This window comes from Paraliobacillus zengyii, assembly GCF_003268595.1.
Taxonomy (GTDB): domain Bacteria; phylum Bacillota; class Bacilli; order Bacillales; family Amphibacillaceae; genus Paraliobacillus_A; species Paraliobacillus_A zengyii.
On the sequence record NZ_CP029797.1, the window covers coordinates 411,890 to 432,933 of the forward strand.

26 protein-coding genes are annotated in these 21,044 nt (G+C 35.2%); 19 read left to right on the forward strand and 7 right to left on the reverse strand.

Going from position 1 to position 21,044, the window contains the following annotated elements:
• Positions 1 to 4 precede the first annotated feature (4 nt).
• Positions 5 to 472: a 6,7-dimethyl-8-ribityllumazine synthase gene (gene ribH, locus DM447_RS02145; protein WP_112179681.1), complete on the forward strand. Its 468-nt coding sequence runs from the start codon at positions 5 to 7 to the stop codon at positions 470 to 472.
• A 129-nt stretch (positions 473 to 601) separates the two neighbouring features.
• Here ribH and DM447_RS02150 read toward each other — a convergent pair whose 3' ends face one another.
• Positions 602 to 1,075, reverse strand: coding sequence for a glutathione peroxidase (locus DM447_RS02150; RefSeq protein ID WP_112179682.1), 474 nt, complete (start codon positions 1,073 to 1,075; stop codon positions 602 to 604).
• A 179-nt stretch (positions 1,076 to 1,254) separates the two neighbouring features.
• A complete protein-coding gene (gene trhO, locus DM447_RS02155) occupies positions 1,255 to 2,232 on the reverse strand; it encodes an oxygen-dependent tRNA uridine(34) hydroxylase TrhO (protein ID WP_112179684.1) in 978 nt (325 codons plus the stop codon).
• 301 nt (positions 2,233 to 2,533) lie between these two features.
• Between trhO and DM447_RS02160 the strand changes: the two genes are divergently transcribed.
• Entirely contained in the window at positions 2,534 to 2,731 is a 198-nt protein-coding gene (locus DM447_RS02160) for a cold shock domain-containing protein (protein WP_112179686.1), read from the forward strand.
• Positions 2,732 to 2,814: 83 nt separating this feature from the next.
• Positions 2,815 to 3,114 (forward strand): hypothetical protein, encoded by a 300-nt coding sequence (locus DM447_RS02165; RefSeq protein ID WP_112179688.1) that lies wholly within the window; start codon positions 2,815 to 2,817, stop codon positions 3,112 to 3,114.
• A gap of 49 nt (positions 3,115 to 3,163) precedes the next feature.
• On the opposite strand, the gene DM447_RS02170 is transcribed toward DM447_RS02165, so the two are convergent.
• Positions 3,164 to 4,024, reverse strand: coding sequence for an NAD(P)-dependent oxidoreductase (locus DM447_RS02170; RefSeq protein ID WP_112179690.1), 861 nt, complete (start codon positions 4,022 to 4,024; stop codon positions 3,164 to 3,166).
• Positions 4,025 to 4,105: 81 nt separating this feature from the next.
• On the opposite strand from DM447_RS02170, the gene DM447_RS02175 reads away from it, so the two are divergent.
• From DM447_RS02175 to DM447_RS02185, 3 genes are all read left to right on the forward strand, one after another.
• The gene (locus DM447_RS02175) at positions 4,106 to 4,552 is read left to right on the forward strand and encodes a GNAT family N-acetyltransferase (protein ID WP_112179692.1); all 447 of its coding nucleotides are present in this window, start codon (positions 4,106 to 4,108) and stop codon (positions 4,550 to 4,552) included.
• A gap of 92 nt (positions 4,553 to 4,644) precedes the next feature.
• Positions 4,645 to 5,334 carry a TraR/DksA C4-type zinc finger protein gene (locus DM447_RS02180; protein WP_112179694.1) on the forward strand — a complete coding sequence of 230 codons (690 nt, stop codon included), beginning with the start codon at positions 4,645 to 4,647 and terminating at the stop codon, positions 5,332 to 5,334.
• A 122-nt stretch (positions 5,335 to 5,456) separates the two neighbouring features.
• Positions 5,457 to 5,663, forward strand: coding sequence for a zinc ribbon domain-containing protein (locus DM447_RS02185; RefSeq protein WP_112179695.1), 207 nt, complete (start codon positions 5,457 to 5,459; stop codon positions 5,661 to 5,663).
• A gap of 115 nt (positions 5,664 to 5,778) precedes the next feature.
• Here DM447_RS02185 and DM447_RS02190 read toward each other — a convergent pair whose 3' ends face one another.
• On the reverse strand, positions 5,779 to 7,140 hold the full coding sequence (locus DM447_RS02190) for a S1C family serine protease (protein ID WP_241964546.1): 1,362 nt from the start codon (positions 7,138 to 7,140) through the stop codon (positions 5,779 to 5,781).
• Between the two features lie 174 nt (positions 7,141 to 7,314).
• Between DM447_RS02190 and DM447_RS02195 the strand changes: the two genes are divergently transcribed.
• From DM447_RS02195 to DM447_RS02215, 5 genes are all read left to right on the forward strand, one after another.
• A complete protein-coding gene (locus tag DM447_RS02195) occupies positions 7,315 to 8,013 on the forward strand; it encodes a response regulator transcription factor (RefSeq protein ID WP_112179697.1) in 699 nt (232 codons plus the stop codon).
• On the forward strand, positions 8,010 to 9,329 hold the full coding sequence (locus DM447_RS02200; protein WP_112179699.1) for a sensor histidine kinase: 1,320 nt from the start codon (positions 8,010 to 8,012) through the stop codon (positions 9,327 to 9,329). Before DM447_RS02195 ends, DM447_RS02200 begins: the two co-directional genes overlap by 4 nt.
• Before the next feature lie 86 nt (positions 9,330 to 9,415).
• Positions 9,416 to 11,242 carry a translational GTPase TypA gene (gene typA, locus DM447_RS02205; protein WP_112179700.1) on the forward strand — a complete coding sequence of 609 codons (1,827 nt, stop codon included), beginning with the start codon at positions 9,416 to 9,418 and terminating at the stop codon, positions 11,240 to 11,242.
• Between the two features lie 117 nt (positions 11,243 to 11,359).
• Complete coding sequence (locus DM447_RS02210) at positions 11,360 to 11,632, forward strand: YkvA family protein (protein WP_112179702.1); 273 nt, start codon at positions 11,360 to 11,362, stop codon at positions 11,630 to 11,632.
• 138 nt (positions 11,633 to 11,770) lie between these two features.
• Entirely contained in the window at positions 11,771 to 12,586 is an 816-nt protein-coding gene (locus DM447_RS02215) for a ZIP family metal transporter (RefSeq protein ID WP_112179704.1), read from the forward strand.
• Between the two features lie 139 nt (positions 12,587 to 12,725).
• Here DM447_RS02215 and DM447_RS02220 read toward each other — a convergent pair whose 3' ends face one another.
• The 3 genes from DM447_RS02220 to DM447_RS02230 form a co-directional block, all read right to left on the reverse strand.
• The gene (locus DM447_RS02220; protein ID WP_112179706.1) at positions 12,726 to 12,878 is read right to left on the reverse strand and encodes a YfhE family protein; all 153 of its coding nucleotides are present in this window, start codon (positions 12,876 to 12,878) and stop codon (positions 12,726 to 12,728) included.
• A gap of 93 nt (positions 12,879 to 12,971) precedes the next feature.
• Positions 12,972 to 13,751, reverse strand: a complete 780-nt coding sequence (locus DM447_RS02225; RefSeq protein WP_112179708.1) for an enoyl-ACP reductase FabI — start codon at positions 13,749 to 13,751, stop codon at positions 12,972 to 12,974.
• 19 nt (positions 13,752 to 13,770) lie between these two features.
• A complete protein-coding gene (locus DM447_RS02230) occupies positions 13,771 to 14,319 on the reverse strand; it encodes an HD domain-containing protein (RefSeq protein ID WP_112179709.1) in 549 nt (182 codons plus the stop codon).
• A gap of 162 nt (positions 14,320 to 14,481) precedes the next feature.
• Between DM447_RS02230 and DM447_RS02235 the strand changes: the two genes are divergently transcribed.
• From DM447_RS02235 to DM447_RS02270, 8 genes are all read left to right on the forward strand, one after another.
• Positions 14,482 to 15,639, forward strand: a complete 1,158-nt coding sequence (locus DM447_RS02235) for a CapA family protein (RefSeq protein WP_112182626.1) — start codon at positions 14,482 to 14,484, stop codon at positions 15,637 to 15,639.
• Between the two features lie 120 nt (positions 15,640 to 15,759).
• Positions 15,760 to 16,584, forward strand: coding sequence for a DUF368 domain-containing protein (locus tag DM447_RS02240; RefSeq protein ID WP_112179710.1), 825 nt, complete (start codon positions 15,760 to 15,762; stop codon positions 16,582 to 16,584).
• A 60-nt stretch (positions 16,585 to 16,644) separates the two neighbouring features.
• Positions 16,645 to 16,965: a thioredoxin family protein gene (locus DM447_RS02245; RefSeq protein ID WP_112179711.1), complete on the forward strand. Its 321-nt coding sequence runs from the start codon at positions 16,645 to 16,647 to the stop codon at positions 16,963 to 16,965.
• Between the two features lie 145 nt (positions 16,966 to 17,110).
• Entirely contained in the window at positions 17,111 to 17,608 is a 498-nt protein-coding gene (locus DM447_RS02250; RefSeq protein ID WP_112179712.1) for a GNAT family N-acetyltransferase, read from the forward strand.
• A gap of 54 nt (positions 17,609 to 17,662) precedes the next feature.
• Positions 17,663 to 18,352, forward strand: coding sequence for an ABC transporter ATP-binding protein (locus DM447_RS02255; protein WP_112179713.1), 690 nt, complete (start codon positions 17,663 to 17,665; stop codon positions 18,350 to 18,352).
• A complete protein-coding gene (locus DM447_RS02260; RefSeq protein ID WP_112179714.1) occupies positions 18,352 to 19,785 on the forward strand; it encodes a hypothetical protein in 1,434 nt (477 codons plus the stop codon). The genes DM447_RS02255 and DM447_RS02260 overlap by 1 nt, the downstream gene beginning before the upstream one ends.
• Positions 19,786 to 19,830: 45 nt before the next feature.
• Positions 19,831 to 20,295 (forward strand): MarR family winged helix-turn-helix transcriptional regulator, encoded by a 465-nt coding sequence (locus tag DM447_RS02265; protein WP_112179715.1) that lies wholly within the window; start codon positions 19,831 to 19,833, stop codon positions 20,293 to 20,295.
• A gap of 225 nt (positions 20,296 to 20,520) precedes the next feature.
• Positions 20,521 to 21,018 carry a GNAT family N-acetyltransferase gene (locus DM447_RS02270; protein WP_112179716.1) on the forward strand — a complete coding sequence of 166 codons (498 nt, stop codon included), beginning with the start codon at positions 20,521 to 20,523 and terminating at the stop codon, positions 21,016 to 21,018.
• Positions 21,019 to 21,044 lie beyond the last annotated feature (26 nt).

The window sequence follows — 21,044 nt, forward strand, 5'->3', positions numbered from 1 at the left end:
TAGTATGGGTAAAACATTTGAAGGAAATTTAGTAGGTACGGATTTAAAGATTGGAATTGTAGTAGCGAGATTTAATGAATTTATTACGAGCAAATTATTAGGTGGAGCAGAGGATACATTAAGACGTCACGGCGTATCTGAAGATAATGTAACAATCGCTTGGGTACCAGGTGCTTTCGAAATTCCATTAGTCACAAAACAAATGGCTGCTTCAGGTAAGTATGATGCAGTAATTGCACTAGGAACTGTCATTCGTGGATCAACACCACATTTTGACTATGTATGTTCTGAAGTTACTAAAGGCGTAGCAAGTGTATCAATGGAATCGAACTTACCTGTCATCTTTGGCGTGTTAACAACAGAGACAATTGAACAAGCAATTGAACGTGCAGGTACAAAAGCAGGAAATAAAGGTGCAGACGCAGCAGTATCAGCAATTGAAATGGCTAATTTAATGCAAGTGTTAAGATAATCTAGAAAATAAGAAGAAGTGATCTGTTGATAACGATGCAGGTTGCTTCTTTTATTTTTATTATTTGTGCAATCTTTTAATGCAAAAAAGCATTGCTTTAACTTTAAAGCAACACTTTTAACATATGGACTATAATAATTCTTTAATAGCTTCTTCTATGTCTTCTGGTTCTGTCTTTGGTGCAAAGCGCTTAATAACTTTTCCTTCTTTATTAACAAGGAATTTCGTGAAGTTCCATTTTACTTGATCCGTCACCATACCTGGTGCTTCTTTTGTTAAATATCGAAATAGGGGATGGGCTGATTTACCGTTCACATCGATCTTGCTAAACATAGGAAAATTAACACCATAATTCATTTCGCAAAATTCCTGAATGTCGTCGTCTGATCCTGGTTCCTGATTCATAAATTGATTGCTTGGGAAGCCTAATATTTCTAGACCAGCTTTATTGTACTTATCATAAAGCTTTTGTAATCCTTCATACTGGGGTGTAAACCCACATTTACTTGCTGTGTTTACAATAAGTAAGACTTTCCCTTGAAAATCAGCCATGGATTTGTCTTTTCCTGTAATTGTCTGTACTTTGTAACTGTATACCGTCATCAATCTTCCTCGCCTCCCTTTACTTATCAATTACTTTAAAAGATAGCAATCGTTCCAGTTAAAGTCAAAATAAACGTCTTACAGTTTATGAATAAGAAAGAATTAATATGAGATAGTAAATTTGATCTAAAAAAACCGATTCAACAATAAAATAAATTGTTGAATCGGTTCTAATGAAGTTAAATTGTTTGTGTCACGCCATTTTCTTCTTCAATTCGTTGTAGTCTTGCTTCAATTTCTTCTTGTGTTAAATCATGTTCTGCTACGTACATGTTTCGTGGAGAGACACGGCACTCGTGTGTACAGCCACGCATATATTTATGCTCATTATCTTCCGAGCAAAGAATTTGTTTATTACAGACAGGATTGGCGCAATTCACATAACGCTCGCAAGGTTGTTCATCAAAATAATCTTTCCCTACGATGACATGTTCTTTGCGATTTATTGGTACACTGATGCGCTCATCAAATACATACATTTGGCCATCCCATAGTTCGCCTTGAACCTCAGGGTCTTTTCCATAAGTGGCAATTCCACCATGGAGTTGATTAACATCCTCAAAACCTTGTTCAACTAACCAACCTGAGAACTTCTCACAACGAATACCACCAGTACAATAAGTTAGTACTCGTTTGCCTTCAAGTTGTTCTTTGTTTTCCTCCACCCAATTAGGTAGTTCACGGAAATTGTGAATATCGGGACGAATCGCACCTCGGAAATGCCCAAGATCATATTCATAATCATTGCGCGCGTCAATAACTACAGTGTTCTCATCGCGCATCGCCTCATAAAATTCCTTTGGTGATAAATAATTTCCAGTGATTTTCCGGGGATTAATATCATCTTCCAAACGAAGTGTTACTAGTTCTGGCCGTGCACGTACATGCATTTTCTTAAACGCATGACCTTCAGCTTTATCAATTTTAAATTTCATATCAGCGAAACGAGGATCCTTATGCATTTCTTCGATATATTGATTTGTTGCATCAATTGGTCCAGAAACGGTACCATTCATGCCTTCTTCGGCTACTAAAATACGGCCTTTTAGTCCGAGTGAATTACAGAAATCTAAATGCTCTTTTGCATATGTTTCAGGGTCTTCAATGTGTACATAATTATAGTACAGTAATACATGATACTGTTCCTTTTTTTCCATTGTGTTTACCACCTATTCATTCGTATTTGCAAGATACGTGTGTAGAGGTGAATATTATATATTGTCTCTTGCAAGCACATATTATACAAAAAAAAGATATTTTTTTCAACTTTTTCGTTAGGTAAGTTGAAATTAAAATCCAATTCAATTAGTTGATTTTTTTATGTAACCGTAGTACATTTGTATTGTAAGAGCAATTGGGAATGGTATATTTCTTTGCGATATTGATACAATAAGTATTGTAAGGTAAATGTACTATATGCAATTACTTTTTACTTTTATTGTAAGGAGGTAGATTTATATGACAGGAACAGTTAAATGGTTCAATGCAGATAAAGGTTTCGGGTTCATCGAACAGGAAGACGGCGACGATGTATTTGTACATTTCTCAGCAATTGAAAGCGAAGGATTCAAAACACTTGAAGAAGGTCAATCTGTTGAATTTGAAGTTGTTGAAGGTAACCGTGGACCACAAGCGGCAAACGTTGTAGGTCTGTAATAGGACTAAGTTTTTGCAAGGATTAGGAAAGGGTGTATCTCGTGTTGGAGATGCACCCTTTTTCTTTAAAGGGGGCTTATTTAATGGATGCAAAAGATTATGAACAATTTATTATTGAGAACTACCAAGCACAAGAAAAAGGAATGATTCTATTGTTTGCCCAGTGGTGCATAAATCATGATTTAGTGCCAAGCATACTATACAAAGAAGCTTATCCAAATCAAATTGAAAATCAAGTGTTAGGAGAAGTAATGGAATCAACTGTTTCAAAAGAAGAGGCTGACGAAATAGACCATGGACTATTACTTGAAGTCATGCAATCATTCGGAAATGATGATCTCGCTATTGTTGTAGCGGCATATTGTGAGAAATTGAAGTTGTAGCATTGTGAATAGAAAAAACGGCTCCAAAAGGAACCGTTTCATTCATTATTTATTGAAATAATTTAATTAATGCTTGTGTACCACTATCTTCCTCGCCTTCTTCAGCAAGTTGTTCATATAAAGAAAGTGATAATTCTAATCCCGGTGTTATCATTTCCATGTCTTTAGCTGTTTCTAAGCAAATTTTCATATCTTTAATAAAATGTTTTACATAAAAACCAGGCGCATAATCACCCTCAATTATTCGCGGTGCCAGGTTTGATAATGTCCAGCTTCCTGCAGCGCCAGTTGTTATGCTTTTTAAAACACGGCTAGGATCTAATCCAGCTTTTTTTGCATAGGTAATTGCTTCGCATACACCGACCATGTTGGACGCAATTGTAATCTGATTGCACATTTTTGTATGCTGTCCAGCACCTGCTGGGCCTTGATGAATAATGTTTTCTCCCATCACTTCTAAAATAGGTAGAACAGTATTGAATCCGTTACTATCGCCACCAACCATAATTGCTAGCGAACCATTTTTTGCACCAATATCGCCTCCAGAAACAGGAGCATCTAAGGCGGTAATACCACGTTGAGAAGCTAGAACAGCAATCTTTTCGGCAAGTTTGGGACTAGAGGTGGTCATGTCAATTAAGTAACTTCCAGTCTTTGCATTTTTAATGATTCCATTCTCACCGAAATATATCTCTTCCACATCACTTGGATACCCAACGATGGTGATTATAACATCAACTTCAGTAGCTAATGTAGCAACACTTTCTTTCCAAATAGCGCCTCGTTTAAGTAAGGAGGAAGCTTTATCTTTCGTCCGTGTATAAATATAGACGTCATACCCAGCCTCAATCAAATTAATAGCCATACTTTTCCCCATCACACCAGTACCAACAAAGCCGATTTTTCTCATAGCTATTACGCATCCCCTTTTAATTTGTTATGATTATTTTATCATAATAAATTAAAATCGTTTATTGAAAGGAAAATTTAAATGGAATGGAATTTAAAAACGTTTGAAAACTTAAGTGCCACAGAGGTGTATAAAATTTTGCAAGCAAGAGTTGATGTTTTTGTTGTTGAACAAAACTGTCCTTATCGAGAAATAGATGGAATTGATCAGAGTTCAATGCACTTATTCTTGAAAAATGATGGTGAGGTTATTGCTTATGCAAGATTAATTCCTAAAGATACATTATATAAGGAACCATCAATTGGACGTGTTCTTGTAAAGAAAGACTTTCGAGGGAAAGGCTATGCAAATGAAGTTCTTAAGCAAGCAATAGCATTTATCACTGATGAATGGAAGGATACAAAAATTAAATTACATGGTCAAGTGTATTTACGTGAGTTTTATCGATCATTTGGTTTCCGAGAAGTTACGGAAGAATACTTAGAAGACGGTATTCCGCACGTTGATATGGTATTAGCTATTAACTAGCGATAACATTTCCATAAATTAATCCGGTACAGGTTTTGAGTTACGGTTATACTAAGTTTGCCTCAAAAAAATCTTTTATAGGAGGCGTTATAATGGTAACAGATAAACAAGTCGTGGCATGTAAAGAGCAGTTGTTAACGCAAAAAAAAGAAATTCTCGAACATTTGGAAGACCATTTTGGTCTTGATTTAGCACAGGTTCATGAATCTGTGGGAGAATTATCGAATTATGATAACCATCCAGGAGATACTGCAACCGAACTATTTGAACGGGAAAAGGATATTGCGCTAAATGAGCATATTGAACGTGGATTAAAGGATATTGAAAAAGCATTGAGTGCAATAGATCAAGGTACGTACGGTATATGTGAGGTATGTCAAAAAGATATCAGTTTCGATAGACTTGAAGCAATACCCACAACCTTACGCTGTCTTGATCATGCAGAACATTTTGTAGCGTCTAATCGTCCTGTTGAGGAAGAAGTCTTAGATCCGGATTTAACACGAACGGGTGAAGATGAGTCAACCATATTTGATGCCGAAGATTCATGGCAACAGGTAAGTAAGTATGGTTCATCCGAAACACCTTCTGATTTTTATAATACAGATAAAACATATCAAGATATGTTTTTTGACTCTGATGAATTAGTCAGTAGTGTGGAGGAAATAGAAGGTTTTTTATTAAGTGATATCAATGGTAACTATATCGGGGTTAATGAAAAGCATGAGGCATATGAAGACTATTTAGAAGAAAATGATGTAGACTCAATCATGTATGATTAAATGAAATCGTAAAAGCCGTAAGCTGCGAGAGATGCACTTGCGGTTTTTACGATTACCTGAAACCTCATCCTCTTATTATTCGTATACATATTTAAGTAAAGAGAACAAGAGGAGGTATAGGAATGAGCGATCATAAAGGTTGTATAAAATGTGGCAGTACAGATGCGGATAAAAAGGAAGTTGCGATGACAGGAACAGGTCTTTCTAAAATGTTTGATGTACAAAGTAATCAATTTATCGTTGTTTATTGCAAAAACTGTGGTTATTCAGAGTTTTATAATAAGCAAAGCTCGACTGGTAGTAATATATTTGATTTCTTTTTTGGATAAATAAAAAGGCAGTACCAATTGGTACTGCCTTTTTCAAAACATGTATTCATCTATTTGAAATTCTAAAGGAAAGGGGGAGGTCCTTTTAGAATGTGTTCATTCAGTTTCTTTCAAATTACTCTGTAAGATTTTCTTGTTGCTCAGTTAAAGTAAGGTTTGTTTCTTGTTTTTCTCCATTTCGGTAAAACGTAATTGGAATTTCGTCACCAATAGCTGTTTCGGAATAAAGATACTCTTTTAAATCCATCATTGATGTGATCGCTGTGCCATTAATCTCGGTAATGACATCGTAACGTTCAAGGCCTGCTATATCTGCAGCTGAATCAGTTTGCACTTCTGCTATTACGACACCTTCTGTAACGTCAGTTCCAAGTTGTAGAGTTTGTTGTATTTGTCTTTCTGGAACAGTTGATAACGCAATGGCATTAATACCAATAAACGGACGAGAAACGCTACCTTCTGTTTCTAATTGTTCGATAACTGGTTTTGCATCATCAATTGGAATCGCAAATCCAATACCTTCTACTTCTTCCAATGCAATTTTCATGGAATTAATTCCAACAACTTCTCCTGCACTATTTACTAGAGCGCCACCACTGTTACCAGGGTTAATAGCGGCATCCGTTTGAATTACTTCGGTGGTCCAGTCTGCGACACCATCTGAGTTAAGATCCACCTCTACGGATCTTTCTAAACCACTAATAATACCTTTTGTGACGGATCCAGCAAAGTCTGTTCCTAGAGGATTACCAATTGCAATTGCAGTTTCTCCTACAATTAGATCTGAAGAAGAACCCAATGTTGCAACTGTATCTATTTCGCTACCATCTATCGTTAAAACAGCTAAGTCTGTTAATTCATCAGAACCTAATAATGTTGCTGTTAATACGTCACCATTTGCTAATGTTACTTCTAATTCTGTAGCGCCATCTACGACATGATGATTTGTAACAATATATGCTAATCCATCTTCGTTCTTATAAATAACACCTGAACCAGTTCCAGTTGTATCTGATTCTGATGACTCTGCCCACAGTTCAGCTTCAGTTGTTTGAATATTCGATACGCCAACAACTGCTTCTGATACGTTACTTAAACCGTCTGCGGATACAGTGTCACCATCAGTTGAAGTTTGAATTACTGTAGTCGTTTCAACTGAATCCGTTGTTGATGCGGTATCCATTGTTTGATCGGAGTCGATTGGAATAATGCCAGTAAACAATAGGATAAATCCGAGTATTGCTACTGTAACACCACCAGCTAAGCTACTTAAAAACATTGCGAATCTATTTTGTTTTGTTGGTTCAGGATTAGGGTTGCTCGTAGAACTAACTAGCAAATCATTCTCATTTTCTTCGCTTGTTGCTGCTTGTTCTTCCTCTGCACTATTTTCAATTGGTTCTACATAGTATTTATCAGTATCTGTTTCGTGCATATAATCTGTATCATTAGTATTGCGATCATCTTGGTTTGTCATTACTATCACGCCTTCCGTTTATTTTTTTATGTGTTGTTGATTACATTTTTAATTCTACCGAGCAGGTTTGGCAAGTTTTCGGTATAATTGTAGAAAAAGTGTGTAATTAAAAGTACTATGCATGTTGATAAAGATTGTGCGAAAATAATAGAAAGCAAAAGGAGGCATAAGAATATGAAGCACCATATTTTTATTGTAGAAGATGATCCAAACATCCGTGATATTGTGTCTGCTTATTTAAAGAAGGATGGTTATGAAATATCTATGGTTGATAATGCAGAACAAGCGTGGGAGCTCACGAGAGGTAATGAGCCTGATATGTGGATATTAGATATTATGTTACCGGGAATGGATGGCTATGAGCTATGTAAAAAAATAAGACAGGAAAGTGAAGTACCTATCATTATTATCTCTGCCAAGGATGAGGAAGTAGATAAAATACTTGGATTGGAATTAGGAAGTGATGACTATCTCACAAAGCCATTTAGTCCAAGAGAACTAGTCGCTCGAGTAAAAAGGCTATTTAAACGTGTTGATTTTGCGTATGTTGAAAATGAGACGCTATCAAGTGACGTCTACGAAGTAGGAAGTTTAAGATTAAATGTTGAAGATCGTCGCGTGTATTGGAAAGGGAAAGAAGCAGATGTTACGGCTAAAGAATTTGATATGTTACATATTCTAATTCGAAATAAAAATCGTGCGTTTGCAAGAGAAGAGTTGTTATCACTTATCTGGGGTGAAGATTACTTTGGTAGCGATCGTGCTGTAGATGATCTAATTAAGAGGTTACGAAAAAAGATAGATGGATTACCAGTGGAAACGGTTTGGGGATTTGGTTATCGATTCAGTCATGAACATGAGGAATTAGAATGAGGTTACAAACACAAATAACTATTGCTTTTACAACATTATTAGTCATTATTATGTCTGTCGTGGCAATTATGATCTATTCCCTTATATTAGATGTGTTAATTCAAAATGAACAAGACCAACTAGAAGAAAAGGGAGAAATCCTCATTGAATTTTTATTGACTGATGCTAATCCGGAAAGTCTATCACAGTGGCTTGGGGAAGAAAAATTGCAATTATTTATCTATGATCGTGATCAAGAACAGACGTTACTCCGAACATTACCACAAGATTTGATTGATGATTGGCTTGAGACATATGACCTGAATGATAAAGAACAATCATTATGGATAGACGGAGATGACCGCTATGTTGTTTCTGTTTTGCCTATTTTTCCTGATTTACTAGATAGAAAGCTTGTATTAATTACACCGTTAAATGATTTACAAGAAGTACAAAATAACTTCTTTAGCCGTCTGATTATTGTATTTTTAATTGGAATTATGATAATTGTATTATTTAGTCACTTTTTAACAAAGCGCTTAGTTACACCTTTAACGAAATTAAAACACCAATTGAAAAAAATTGAGAACAGACAATTTGATGATGTAGAACGAGTAATAGCAACAGGTGAAATAAAGGAAGTAGAACAAAGTGTCAATGATATGGCAGTTGAACTTCAACGTTATATTAATTCTCAACGACAGTTCTTTCAAAACGCTAGTCATGAATTAAAAACACCATTAATGACAATTCAGGGGTATGCAGAAGGAATTAGAGATGGTATCTTCGTAGGTGAGGAATCAGATAGAGGTTTAGGTGTAATGGTGGATGAGGTAGCTCGATTGAAAAAAATTATTAATGAGATGATTCTATTAGCTAAATTAGATAGTGAAGAAAATATATACAAAGATGAATTCATAAAAATTGATGAATTGATTACATTAACAGTAGAGCGTGCTCTGCCAATGGCAAGCGAAAAGAATGTGAAGTTAAAACATGAAGTGGATGCAAATGTTACTCTTTATGCTGATCATGAGAAGTTACTGCGTGCAATGATGAATATAGTGACTAATGGTATTAGGCATGCAAACAAACAAGTAGTCATTAATGTGAACAAGACAGCTGAACATGTGGAGCTTACAGTAGAAGATGATGGAGAAGGTATCTCAGAGGATTTAATGCCTAAATTATTTCAACGGTTTATTAAAGGAGAAGGCGGTGAAACTGGCCTAGGTCTAGCTATTTCTCGCGCAATCGTTGAACGATCTAATGGAACAATAGCTGTCTCTAAATCAAGTTTAGGTGGCGCACTTTTCACAATTAGGTTCAAATTATAAAAAAATTGTACTTTTGTAGAGGTTTTATGCTACAATTAATTGGTTGTAGTCGAAAATGAACGTTTTTTAAAGAGGAGATGTAAGGGATGCAATTAAGAGAAGATATTCGGAACATTGCAATTATTGCCCATGTTGACCATGGTAAAACAACATTAGTTGACCAGTTGTTGCGTTACTCAGGCACATTCCGTGCAAATGAGCACGTTGATGAGCGTGCAATGGATTCAAATGATATAGAAAAAGAACGTGGTATAACAATCTTGGCAAAAAATACTGCGATTAACTACAAAGATACACACATAAATATCCTTGATACACCTGGACACGCCGATTTCGGTGGAGAAGTAGAGCGTATTATGCGTATGGTAGATGGTGTATTACTTGTAGTTGATGCGTATGAAGGCTGTATGCCACAAACACGTTTTGTGTTGAAAAAGGCTTTAGAACAAAAACTAACACCAGTTGTTGTATTGAATAAAATAGACCGTCCTAGTGCAAGACCAACTGAAGTAATTGATGAAGTATTAGATCTATTTATTGAATTAGGTGCTGATGATGAGCAATTAGATTTCCCAGTTGTTTATGCTTCTGCATTAAATGGTACTTCTGGTAATGAACCAGAAGAACAGGAAGAATCGATGGAAGCTGTATTTACTACTATTCTTGAAAACATTCCTGCACCGCCTGATAACTCAGAAGAGCCATTACAATTCCAAATAACATTACTTGATTATAATGATTATTTGGGTCGTGTTGGAATTGGACGTATTTTCCGAGGTTCAATCAAAGTAGGCCAACAAGTTTCCTTGATGAAAAAAGATGGTACAGTCAAAAACTTCCGTATCAGCAAACTATTTGGCTTTATCGGGCTGAAGAGAATTGAGATTGAAGAAGCTAAAGCTGGCGATATCATTGCACTATCCGGTTTGGAAGACATTAACGTAGGTGAAACAGTTTGTCCAACCGATCATCAAGAGGCATTACCAATATTGCGTATTGATGAGCCAACTTTACAGATGACGTTTGTTGTAAACAACAGTCCGTTTGCTGGTAAAGAAGGAAAGTATATTACGTCTAGAAGAATTGAAGAACGATTGATGAAGCAATTAGAAACAGATGTAAGTTTACGTGTTGATCCAACAAACTCACCGGATGCTTGGATTGTTTCTGGTCGTGGAGAACTTCACTTGTCTATTCTAATTGAGAATATGCGTCGTGAAGGTTTTGAACTTCAGTTATCAAAACCACAAGTTATCATTAAAGAAATTGATGGCGTACGTTGTGAACCAGTAGAGCGTGTACAAGTTGATGTACCAGAAGATCATACAGGAGCAATTATGGAATCTTTAGGTTCTCGTAAAGGTGAAATGATCGACATGGTTAACCATGGTAACGGACAAGTTAGAATGGAATTCAAAGTTCCTTCTCGCGGTCTAATTGGTTATTCTACTGAATTTATGACGCAAACTAGAGGGTTTGGTATTATTAATCACACGTTTGATACGTATGAGCCAGTTGTTCCAGGCCAAGTTGGTGGACGAACACGTGGTGTTCTAGTTTCATTAGAAAACGGAAAATCTTCCACATATGGTATTATGGGTCTTGAGGATCGTGGTACGATATTTGTAGAACCGGGTACTGAAGTATACGGTGGTATGATTGTTGGAGAACACAACCGTGAAAATGACTTAACAGTTAACATTACTAAAGAAAAACATCTTACTAACGTTCGTTCCGCTAATAAAGACCAAACGTCTACTATTAGAAAAACAAGAACATTAACGTTGGAAGAAGCGATAGAATATTTAAATGATGATGAGTATTGCGAAGTTACACCAGAATCGATTCGTTTACGTAAGAAGATTCTAAATAAAAACGAACGTGAAAAATCATCAAAACGAAAAAGTGAATAGTATCAATTAATTGTACCGATGAAGATTTATTCTTCATCGGTATTTTTTGTTTTACGCACTGTGTTTTTTGGAACGACTATTAGGGAATAAATAATAGAGTAAAGGAGATGTGAACCTATGCGTTTCTGGAGACGATTTAAATTTATATTTCAATTTCGACAATCGATTCCGTTTTTAAAGGAATATTTCTTATCAAGACAAGTAAAGCTAAGATCAAAAATGATAGCGATAGGACTTATCTTAGTGTATGTTGTTTTTCCTTTTGATCTATTACCTGATTTTTTTCTTATAATTGGTTTGTTTGATGATATTATGATTGCAAGTCTGATACTACAGCAAATTGTTAAAAGGGCTCCGACAAGTATAAAGGAAGAATATCATTTATTGTGATGGTAATGTGATAAGATTAGCGCCAATCTGGATAAAAACATTGACAGGTAATGCACTTAGCGCATAGACTATTGGCGTAGGGATATTTTTTTGCCCTAGCGCAAGATTAGAAAATATTACAACATAAAAAAGGAGAGAATGAGTGTGACAGCATGGTTATTAGAACTGAATCCCATTGTATTAGCACTGCTTGCTACGCTTTTCACGTGGGGATGTACAGCATTTGGCGCAGCTTTTGTATTCTCAACAAAGAAAGCAAATCCAAAAGTATTTGATAGTATGTTGGCATTTGCGGGCGGCGTAATGATTGCAGCTAGTTTTTGGTCACTTTTAGCACCAGCAATTGAAATGGCTGAAGAACAAGGAGTACCACCATATATTCCAGCTGTTATTGGCTTCTTATTAGGCGGTATTTTCTTAATGATGGTTGATAAAGTTTTACCAATGATAAATGAGGATTTATACTTTAAAGAAATAAAAGATAGAAAGGCAAAACACAGAACTGCAATGTTAGTTTTTTCAATAACATTGCATAATATTCCGGAAGGTTTAGCGGTAGGTGTAGCATTTGGTGCACTTGCATCAAATTTTTCAACTACTTCATTATCAGGTGCAATAGCGCTTGCGATAGGGATAGGTATTCAAAATATCCCAGAAGGAACAGCGGTTTCGATTCCATTACGTCGAGAAGGTATGTCAGCAAGAAAAAGTTTTTTCTATGGTCAATTTTCAGGGATGGTTGAACCGATTGCAGCTGTAATTGGTGCTGTCGCAGTTATTTTTATACAACCACTACTACCTTATGCGCTTAGTTTTGCTGCTGGTGCAATGATTTTTGTAGTTGCGAAGGAAGTAATCCCAGGTTCGCAGGAAAGAGGTCATATTCAGCTTGCGACGATGAGTTTGATGATCGGATTTGCAGTGATGATGATTTTAGATGTCGCGCTCGGATAGGGGAATGTATAAGGTGAACGTTGATACTTGAACAAATATAAGTAGCTGTCTTCACACTTAGATCGCTTTATTCCTTATAAATAGATAAAAAAAGGCTAGGTAGAGGGGGATTTCTACCTAGCCTTTGACTTACTTTCTTTTAAGTATTACTGTGAATCTGATTTAATTTTTCTTTGCGGAATCCGCCAGCAATATCAGCTTGCTTAAAGTCACTATTGTAATGAACCTCTTGTGCTGAAGATAATTCTACTCCGACCTTTTTAGTCGGTTGATATTGTTGCTTACGTGCCATATTGTATACATCCTTTCAAAATAGATTGGTTGTTTGATGTCTACAATTATATTTTACCCGGTTAATAACATGATTAAACATAGAAAATATATTTTATCCAATAATATTATAACCTGCATCGACATGAAGCACTTCCCCGGTTACACCACTAGAAATAGGGCTTAGTAACATCATTGTCATATTTCCAACCTCTTCTTGCGTAACGTTGCGCTTAAGTGGTGCCTTCTCTTTAGAATCCCTAAGCATCTTTTGAAATGTAGGTATTCCTTTCGCGGCAAGCGTACGAATTGGACCAGCTGAAACTGTATTAATTCGGATATTAGACTCACCTAAATCTAAAGCAAGGTGTTTACAGGTAGACTCTAAAGCAGCTTTAGCAACGCCCATAACCTTATAACCATCAAGTACTCTTTCTGCTCCTAAAGCACTCATTGTAACAATTGAGGAACCATCAGTTAGGAAGCGTCTTGCTTCTCTTGCAACTGCGATGAGGGAGTAGGCGCTTGTGTCTTGCGCAAAGGCATATCCACTTCTAGAAGTATTGATAAAGTCCCCGTGCAAGTCCTCGCCGTGAGCGAAGGCAATAGCGTGAACAATTCCGTCAATCTGTCCAGCTTTCTCGCCAATCTGGTTAAAGGCTTCTTCAATACTGTCATCATTGCTCACATCACATGCCACAACTAATTCTGCATCCATATTATACTTTTCTAATAGACTCGTTAATTTTTTAAGAGAACGTTCTTTTCGATACGTATAAATTAATTTAGCGCCTGCATGATGTAGCGTTTTTGCTACCCCCCATGCCAAGCTCCGTTCATTTGCAACGCCCATAATTACAATGTTTTTTCCTTTAAGTTGTAAGATGTCTTCCATAATGTCCTCCAATATGTTTTTAAAATTGATCTAGTAGCCGCTTAAATTGTTTGAATAATGTTGGTGTATCTTTCTCAACTATGCCATTAATAAGACTTTCATACACGGCCTGATAATACCACTTTTGGTCTTCTCTTCCTCGTTGAAATGAATCCCACATCACAGTTCCTAACAAACGCTCACTTTCTAGAATGGAATGTAAGTTATCAATCTTGTCAGCACATACAACTAACTTGGCAGCTAATGGTGCATGTTTAATCCCATCTATAGTATGTTGCTTGCGTTGTTCCCAAGGGATTGTTTTTTCAGGCTCTGTAGCATATGCAACCAGCTTTTCTATCTGTTCGCCAAAAAGATCCTTGATCTCAATTAAAGTGCTATCTGTGTCCTCAACAACGTCATGTAATAGACCAGCAATTACTACATCATTTTCATACCCAGCTGCTTTTAATGACATCGCAACACGATATGGATGTGCAATATATGGTGTTCGGTCAACTTTTCTTTTTTGTCCATCATGCTTTACTGTTGCGTATGTAATTGCCTGCATTAATCTATCGTTTAACATACGATCACCTCATGATTTCATTATACTTGTAATTTCCTTAGAAAACAAAACGAGTAAAAAGATAAAAAACAGGGAAGTAGTAGAGTAAAGAAACGAAGAATTATGTCGATAAAGTATAAGTTAGTATTGAAAAAGGGATGAGATGTTGTGAAATTAAATAAAATGTTAATTATGTTATTCGCTATACTATTATTATTACTTGTAGGTTGTTTGAATAATGAAGATGAATTTTCTGTAAAGAATCATAATAAGCATCAACTCGAAACAAGTACTGAGAAAGAACAACTAAATTTAGTGCCAAAAACAACATCGATTCAGTTGGCTGCGATTGGTGATATGTTGATCCATGAGCGAGTTTATAACGATGCCCAAACAGAATCGGGTTATAATTTTATGCCAATGCTTCAAAAAGTAGTTCCATATCTATCTGAGCCAACCATTACAATGGCAAATCAAGAAACGATGATTGGTGGAGAAGGTATTGGTTTATCTACTTATCCTCAATTTAATAGTCCATATCAGGTAGGAGATGGTTTAAAAGAAGCTGGAGTTGATATAGTTTCTTTAGCCAACAATCATACACTTGATCGTGGAGAAGAAGCAATTCAAAATGCTTTAAATTATTGGGATGAAATTGATATGAATTATACGGGTGCTTATAAAAACGAAGCAGATAGCCAAGAGATTCGAATTTTGGAAGAAGAGGATATAGCTATTTCCTTTTTAAGTTATACATATGGTACAAATGGCTTGCCAGTACCTGAAGGGAAAGATTATCTAGTTAATTTAATTGATCAAGAAGCGATGTCTTCTGATGTGAAAGATGCGGAAGAAGTATCAGATGTCATTGTTATGAATTTACATTTTGGTACAGAGTACGAGCGAATGCCAAATGATGAACAAAAAGAATTAGTGCAATATGTTGCTGATTTAGGGGTCGATATCATTATTGGTCACCATCCCCATGTTTTACAACCAATGGAGTGGGTTGAAGGAAAGAGTGGAAACAAAACATTCGTCGCATATTCCCTGGGAAATTTTTTGTCAGGTCAAGATGAATTTTACCGAAGAATAGGCGGTATGGTAGAACTTACAGTTGAAAAAACTGTAGAAAAAGGGGAAGAAAAGATAGAAATAAGTGCGCCAAAATTCTTGCCAACGTTAGTTGATTATAATGACCATGGTCCGAAAAATTATCAAGTCTTGCCAATGTATAAAGTAACAAATTCACAATTAGTAGATGTTGCTACACAGTATCAAGAAATTAAAGCGCATATGTCACAATGGATGCCAGAACTTGAGTTTATTGAATCCAATTAACTCCTTCTAATAGAAAAGGGGTTCTATTTTTATTAATAAAAGATATATATCCATCCTCCCCATCTTTTGCTATAATACAAAAAGTATCATGATCTTTTTTAAAAAAAGGAGAAACTAAACATGGAGTGGAGAAATATTTATCGTGGTATGTTGATGGGCGCAAGTGATGTCGTTCCTGGTGTTAGTGGCGGGACCATTGCAGTCGTGCTTGGTATATACGATCAATTAATTGAAGCAATAAACGGTTTTTTTAGCAAGGACTGGAGAAAACATCTTGGTTTTTTGATTCCACTTGGGATAGGAATAGTAACAGCTATATTTTTATTGGCAGGTACGATAGAATTTTTATTTGAACACCATTCAGGTCCAACCCAATTTGCATTTTTAGGGCTTATAATTGGTGTTATTCCCTATCTATTACGTAAATCAGAAGCAAGATATACATTTAAAGCACATCATTTTTTCTTATTGATAATCGGTGTAGGGGTTGTTGCATCTATGTTGTTCTTTCGTTCAGATGAAGTAGCACCAATAACAGATATTACCTTGTCAACATATGTTTTTTTATTTATGGCAGGTTTTATTGCAAGTGCAGCCATGATCTTGCCTGGTATTAGTGGTTCTTTTTTATTACTAGTTATTGGCGCATATAGTACGATAATTAACGCAGTAAGCGAGATTAAACTGGATATCGTAGCAGTTGTTGGATTAGGTATTATCATGGGTATTCTTGTGATGAGTAAAGTGATTCATTACTTTTTGGAAAATTATACAACAGCTACCTTTGCTGTCATTATTGGTCTGGTGATTGGTTCAATATTTGTCATTTTTCCAGGATGGCCAACAACTTTCCAGGGAACAATTATAAGTATTATGACTTTTGCATTAGGATTGTTTGTTGCATTTTTATTAGGTCGAGTCGAATATAATGATGTCCAAGCCTAATTCGTTGTGATTACCATCTTATACATGATAAATTAATGAGATAAGAAGGGGGCTAATAACATGAAAGCTATAGAAACAAAAGAAGAATTTTATCAAGTAATTCAATCAGATAAACCTGTTATTATTAAATTCTTTGCAGATTGGTGTCCAGACTGTAAACGAATGAACATGTTTATTGGAGATATCCTGGAAGAGTACAAGCAATATGACTGGTATGAAGTGAATAGTGATGAAATTGCAGGACTTGCAGAAGAGTATGAAGTAATGGGAATTCCAAGCTTACTAATTTTCCAAAATGGCAAAAAACTTGCACATCAACATAGTGCTCATACGAAGTCGCCTGAACAGGTAACAGACTTTCTAGAAAAAGAATTAGCTTAATTAAGAAGAACGAACCTAATAAATTGGTTCGTTCTTTTTTTTGTGCCTTCTAAAAGAATGAAAATAACATAGATAAAGATTAAATATAAAAAACAAACAAAAATATAGTACAATATTTGAATAGATAAAAAATGGGGGGATATAGATGATTCAACTGGCTACAGAAAAGGATCTGGAGGGAATTATGCTAGTAGTGAAAAGTGTTGTTAAAATGATGAATGAACAAGGAAGCTTTCAATGGAACGACACCTATCCACTTGTTACAGATTATCAAAAAGATTTAAGACGAGAAGAGTTATACATCTACAAGGAATCTGAGTTAATTTTAGGTGTTTGCACAATAAGTAAAAGAGGGCATGAGGAATATGATGAAATTGCTTGGAGTCAACATGATCATGCATTAACAGTAAAGCGATTAGCTGTTGATCCGAATGCAAGAGGGAAAGGCTTAGCGGATAATTTTTTTCAATTTGCTGAGAAAGTAGCAAAGAAGCATAATGCAAACCATTTAACAACCGATACTTATGCGGAAAATCAATACGCACAAAAACTTTTTAAACGAAATGGTTTCCGTTTTGTACAAGCAAGAAGAGAAGAAAAGGAAGCAGCTGAACTCTATTATTTTGAAAAAGCGTTAAAGTAGTTGGGAACGTTTTTACAACATAAAACGTTAAGAATAGAGAAGGAGGCGCTGATATTGTCGACATTAACAGTTCAAGGTGTTTCTGTGTCTATTCAACAACAAAAAATTCTTGAAAGTATTTCATTTCAATTAGAACCAGGATCGATTACGGCATTAGTAGGTCATAATGGCGCTGGTAAATCAACAATAATGAAAACAATTTTAGGTTTACAAGAGAAAAAAGAAGGCGTTATTAAATTAAAAGATACGTTTCAAAAAGAGGACTTTGTTCGGTTTAAACAGCAATTAGCTTACATACCGGAAGAACCTTTCTTGTTATCTGAGCTAACCGTGATGCAGCATTTTCAATTGTATGGTGAAAGTTATCAAATGGATAAAGGTAAGCTTTATCAAAAAATAGCGCATTATCTAAATGAGTTGGAAATTGCTGATAAACAAAATGAATACCCAGAGTCGTTGTCAAAAGGGATGCGACAGAAAGTTCAAACAATATGTGCTATGTTACCGGATGTCCCCCTTCTGTTGATTGATGAACCATTTATGGGATTGGATATATATGCTTCAGACTTTTTGCAACAGGTCATGAAAGAGAAAGTTCAAAATGGGACTGCAATTTTGTTGACGTCACATCAACTAGAGCGAATGAAGGATCTAGCTGATCAGTATATTATGCTACAACAAGGTAAGGTAGTTGGCAGTGGTTATATGCAGGATTTCGAAATTCTAAAGAGGAGATTTGAATAATGATAATACCTCCATCTGCTTATCAGGCCTATCGACATGTTCAAAAAAACCGTTCGAATAAAAAGAGAAAGCTATATAAGTTGGCTTTTGGAGTTGCTTTTGACAAAACAATATTAGTTTACGGAATCATTTTTGCATTGTTTGTGGTAATGATTATTTATGACACACTTCAGCAATTTGAAAGCTATTTTATTACCATAGAAGAAGTTGTTTCATCTAACTATACAATGGTTGTTATTCTTTCTATATTAAGGCCAATTTCTATGAGTTCTACTAGATCTGGTATCTTGTTTTCTAGTTCCGAATTCATGTTAAGTATGCTACCTTATCGTAAAGAACGACTCTGGTTATTCTGTGCTCTTAATAAAAATATTAATTTTAGTTTGGCAATGATAGGAACTGGTGGATTGTTAGCATTTCTAACTCCCTTTTCAGTGCAGTTTTTGTCTGTTATGGTGGGTATCATTATAATTATCCAATGGTTGATGACCATACCGCAATGGGTTGTATATCAATTACCTTGGTATATAAAATGGTTGGCTATTCCGGTAAGTGGATTCATTGGAAGTACGGTAGTTTTACTAGCATTTTTCATTTCTACACAAATCTATATAATCAGTTGTATAGGTCTAATACTTGTGCTTGTTAATCGTTTGTTATGGAAGCGAGCTTTTAAACATGTTAATTGGCAAGATATTATTCAAACAAATGATTTGATTATATGGAATATGTTTTTTATTTCGAAAATGTCAATGATTAAGATAGAGCCACCTAAACGCCGTGGTATGTTTCATCATTTAGTTCGAAATAAACGTTTAAAAGACCCATTTCCAATTTATAATTCAAATAAGGTGTATCATCGCATATGCTTTTTGTATTTCACAGAGCACAAGGAACAAGTAATAAAAGGATTAGGATCAACGTTGATTACGCTTATTGCGTTAAGCTTTCATAATGATTGGGTATTTGGGGTTGGAATAGCAGTTAGTAGCTTTTTATATGCTCAAGTAGCGGTTAATTTCTTTACATCCATTTTTCAAGATAAGTTGTTGTATAGTTTACCTTGGCAAATGGATAAATGGGAAAGTGTGTTTTTAAAATGGGTCTACTGTCCAGGTTTATTGTTACTAATAGTTGCAGGAACCTTATTGGTTTTGTTTGCGGACACAGGCTTTTGGATACCAATTCAGTTAGGATTTTACGCGCTGGCAGCTCGTGAATTGATTTATTTTTTGTTACAAGAGAAAATTAATCAAGTTTCTAAAGGCTTTGATCGAATATCTATTACTATTTTACTTTGGATTGTGCTATTATTTTTCTGTACAGTACAAAGCGTTTCAAATCCTACAATTAGTTTAATGGTAATGGTATTAATTATTTTAAGGTCGAAAACTCTTTTCAAGTTCAGAATGAAGAAAGAATTAAGTTCATAAGTAAAAAGTTTAATTAATGTAATTATGAAAGAGGGGGACCCACAGATGGATGAAAAGAAAGAATTATATAACAAGAAAAAAGAAGATCCCTCCTTAAAGTTATTTGTTGTATTATCAAAGGCTTATCGTTCGGTTTCAGATCAAGTAGCAAATGATATAAGAAAAAATGGTTTGAACACAACGGATTTTGGTGTACTAGAACTTTTATATCATCAAGGAGAGCAACCTCTACAAAAAATAGGTGATAAAATTTTACTTGCAAGTGGAAGCATCACTTATGTAGTAGATAAATTAGAGAAAAAAGAATTCATTCAACGCGTCCCATCAGCAAGTGATCGCCGAATTACGTATGCGGCAATTACTAAGAAAGGGGAAGACTTATTAAATGAAATTTTTCCTGCTCATTGGAAACAAATTGAATCGATCACAAGTGGATTAACAGAGGAAGAAAAGGCTCAAGCAATTCAATTGCTAAAAAAACTAGGAATGTATGCAGATCAAATCAAATAATCTAATACGTACTTTGAATTACATGGGCGTGAATAATTAAATGTTAGACGAAAAGCACTTATCTACTAAGATAGTGCTTTTTATTTAGATTGTTTTAAAAAGGGAATAATGAAATCGATAAGTAAGCAACAAAATTAACAAGAAAATCAAGGGAACTTTTTGTTAAATAATTCTCTATATAATATAATTAGAAGAGAGTTTATTAGAGTTTAGGGGGAACTTATCATGCCACATATTGAAACGAAGAGATTACTGATTATTACATTAACACCGGAGATTATGGAAGCGGCATTATTAGGTAGGGACAAATTAGAAAAAGCAATTTCATATGATGTATCTTCTGAGTGGCCAATGGATGTTTACAAACAGTTTTTTCCTTATAAAATACAACAATTCAAAGAATCACCTGCTGTGAATGATTGGGAAGGTATGGTGATCCTTAAAGATAAACAACTTATAATTGGTGACATCGGCTTTAAAGGTGGTCCAAATGAAAAGGGTATTATCGACTTGGGTTACAGTGTAATTCCTAGTCAACGAAGAAAAGGATATGCAACCGAGATGGCTAATGCAATGGTCAATTGGGGAGTTGTACAATCAGGAGTAGAGCAAGTAGTAGCAACATCAGATCCAGATAATATTGCCTCTAAAAGAGTTCTTGAAAAATCAGGTTTTCATAAAGTGAAACAAACAAATGATACAATCTATTGGTTATATTCATAAAGACTTAACTAATTATTATAGAAAAA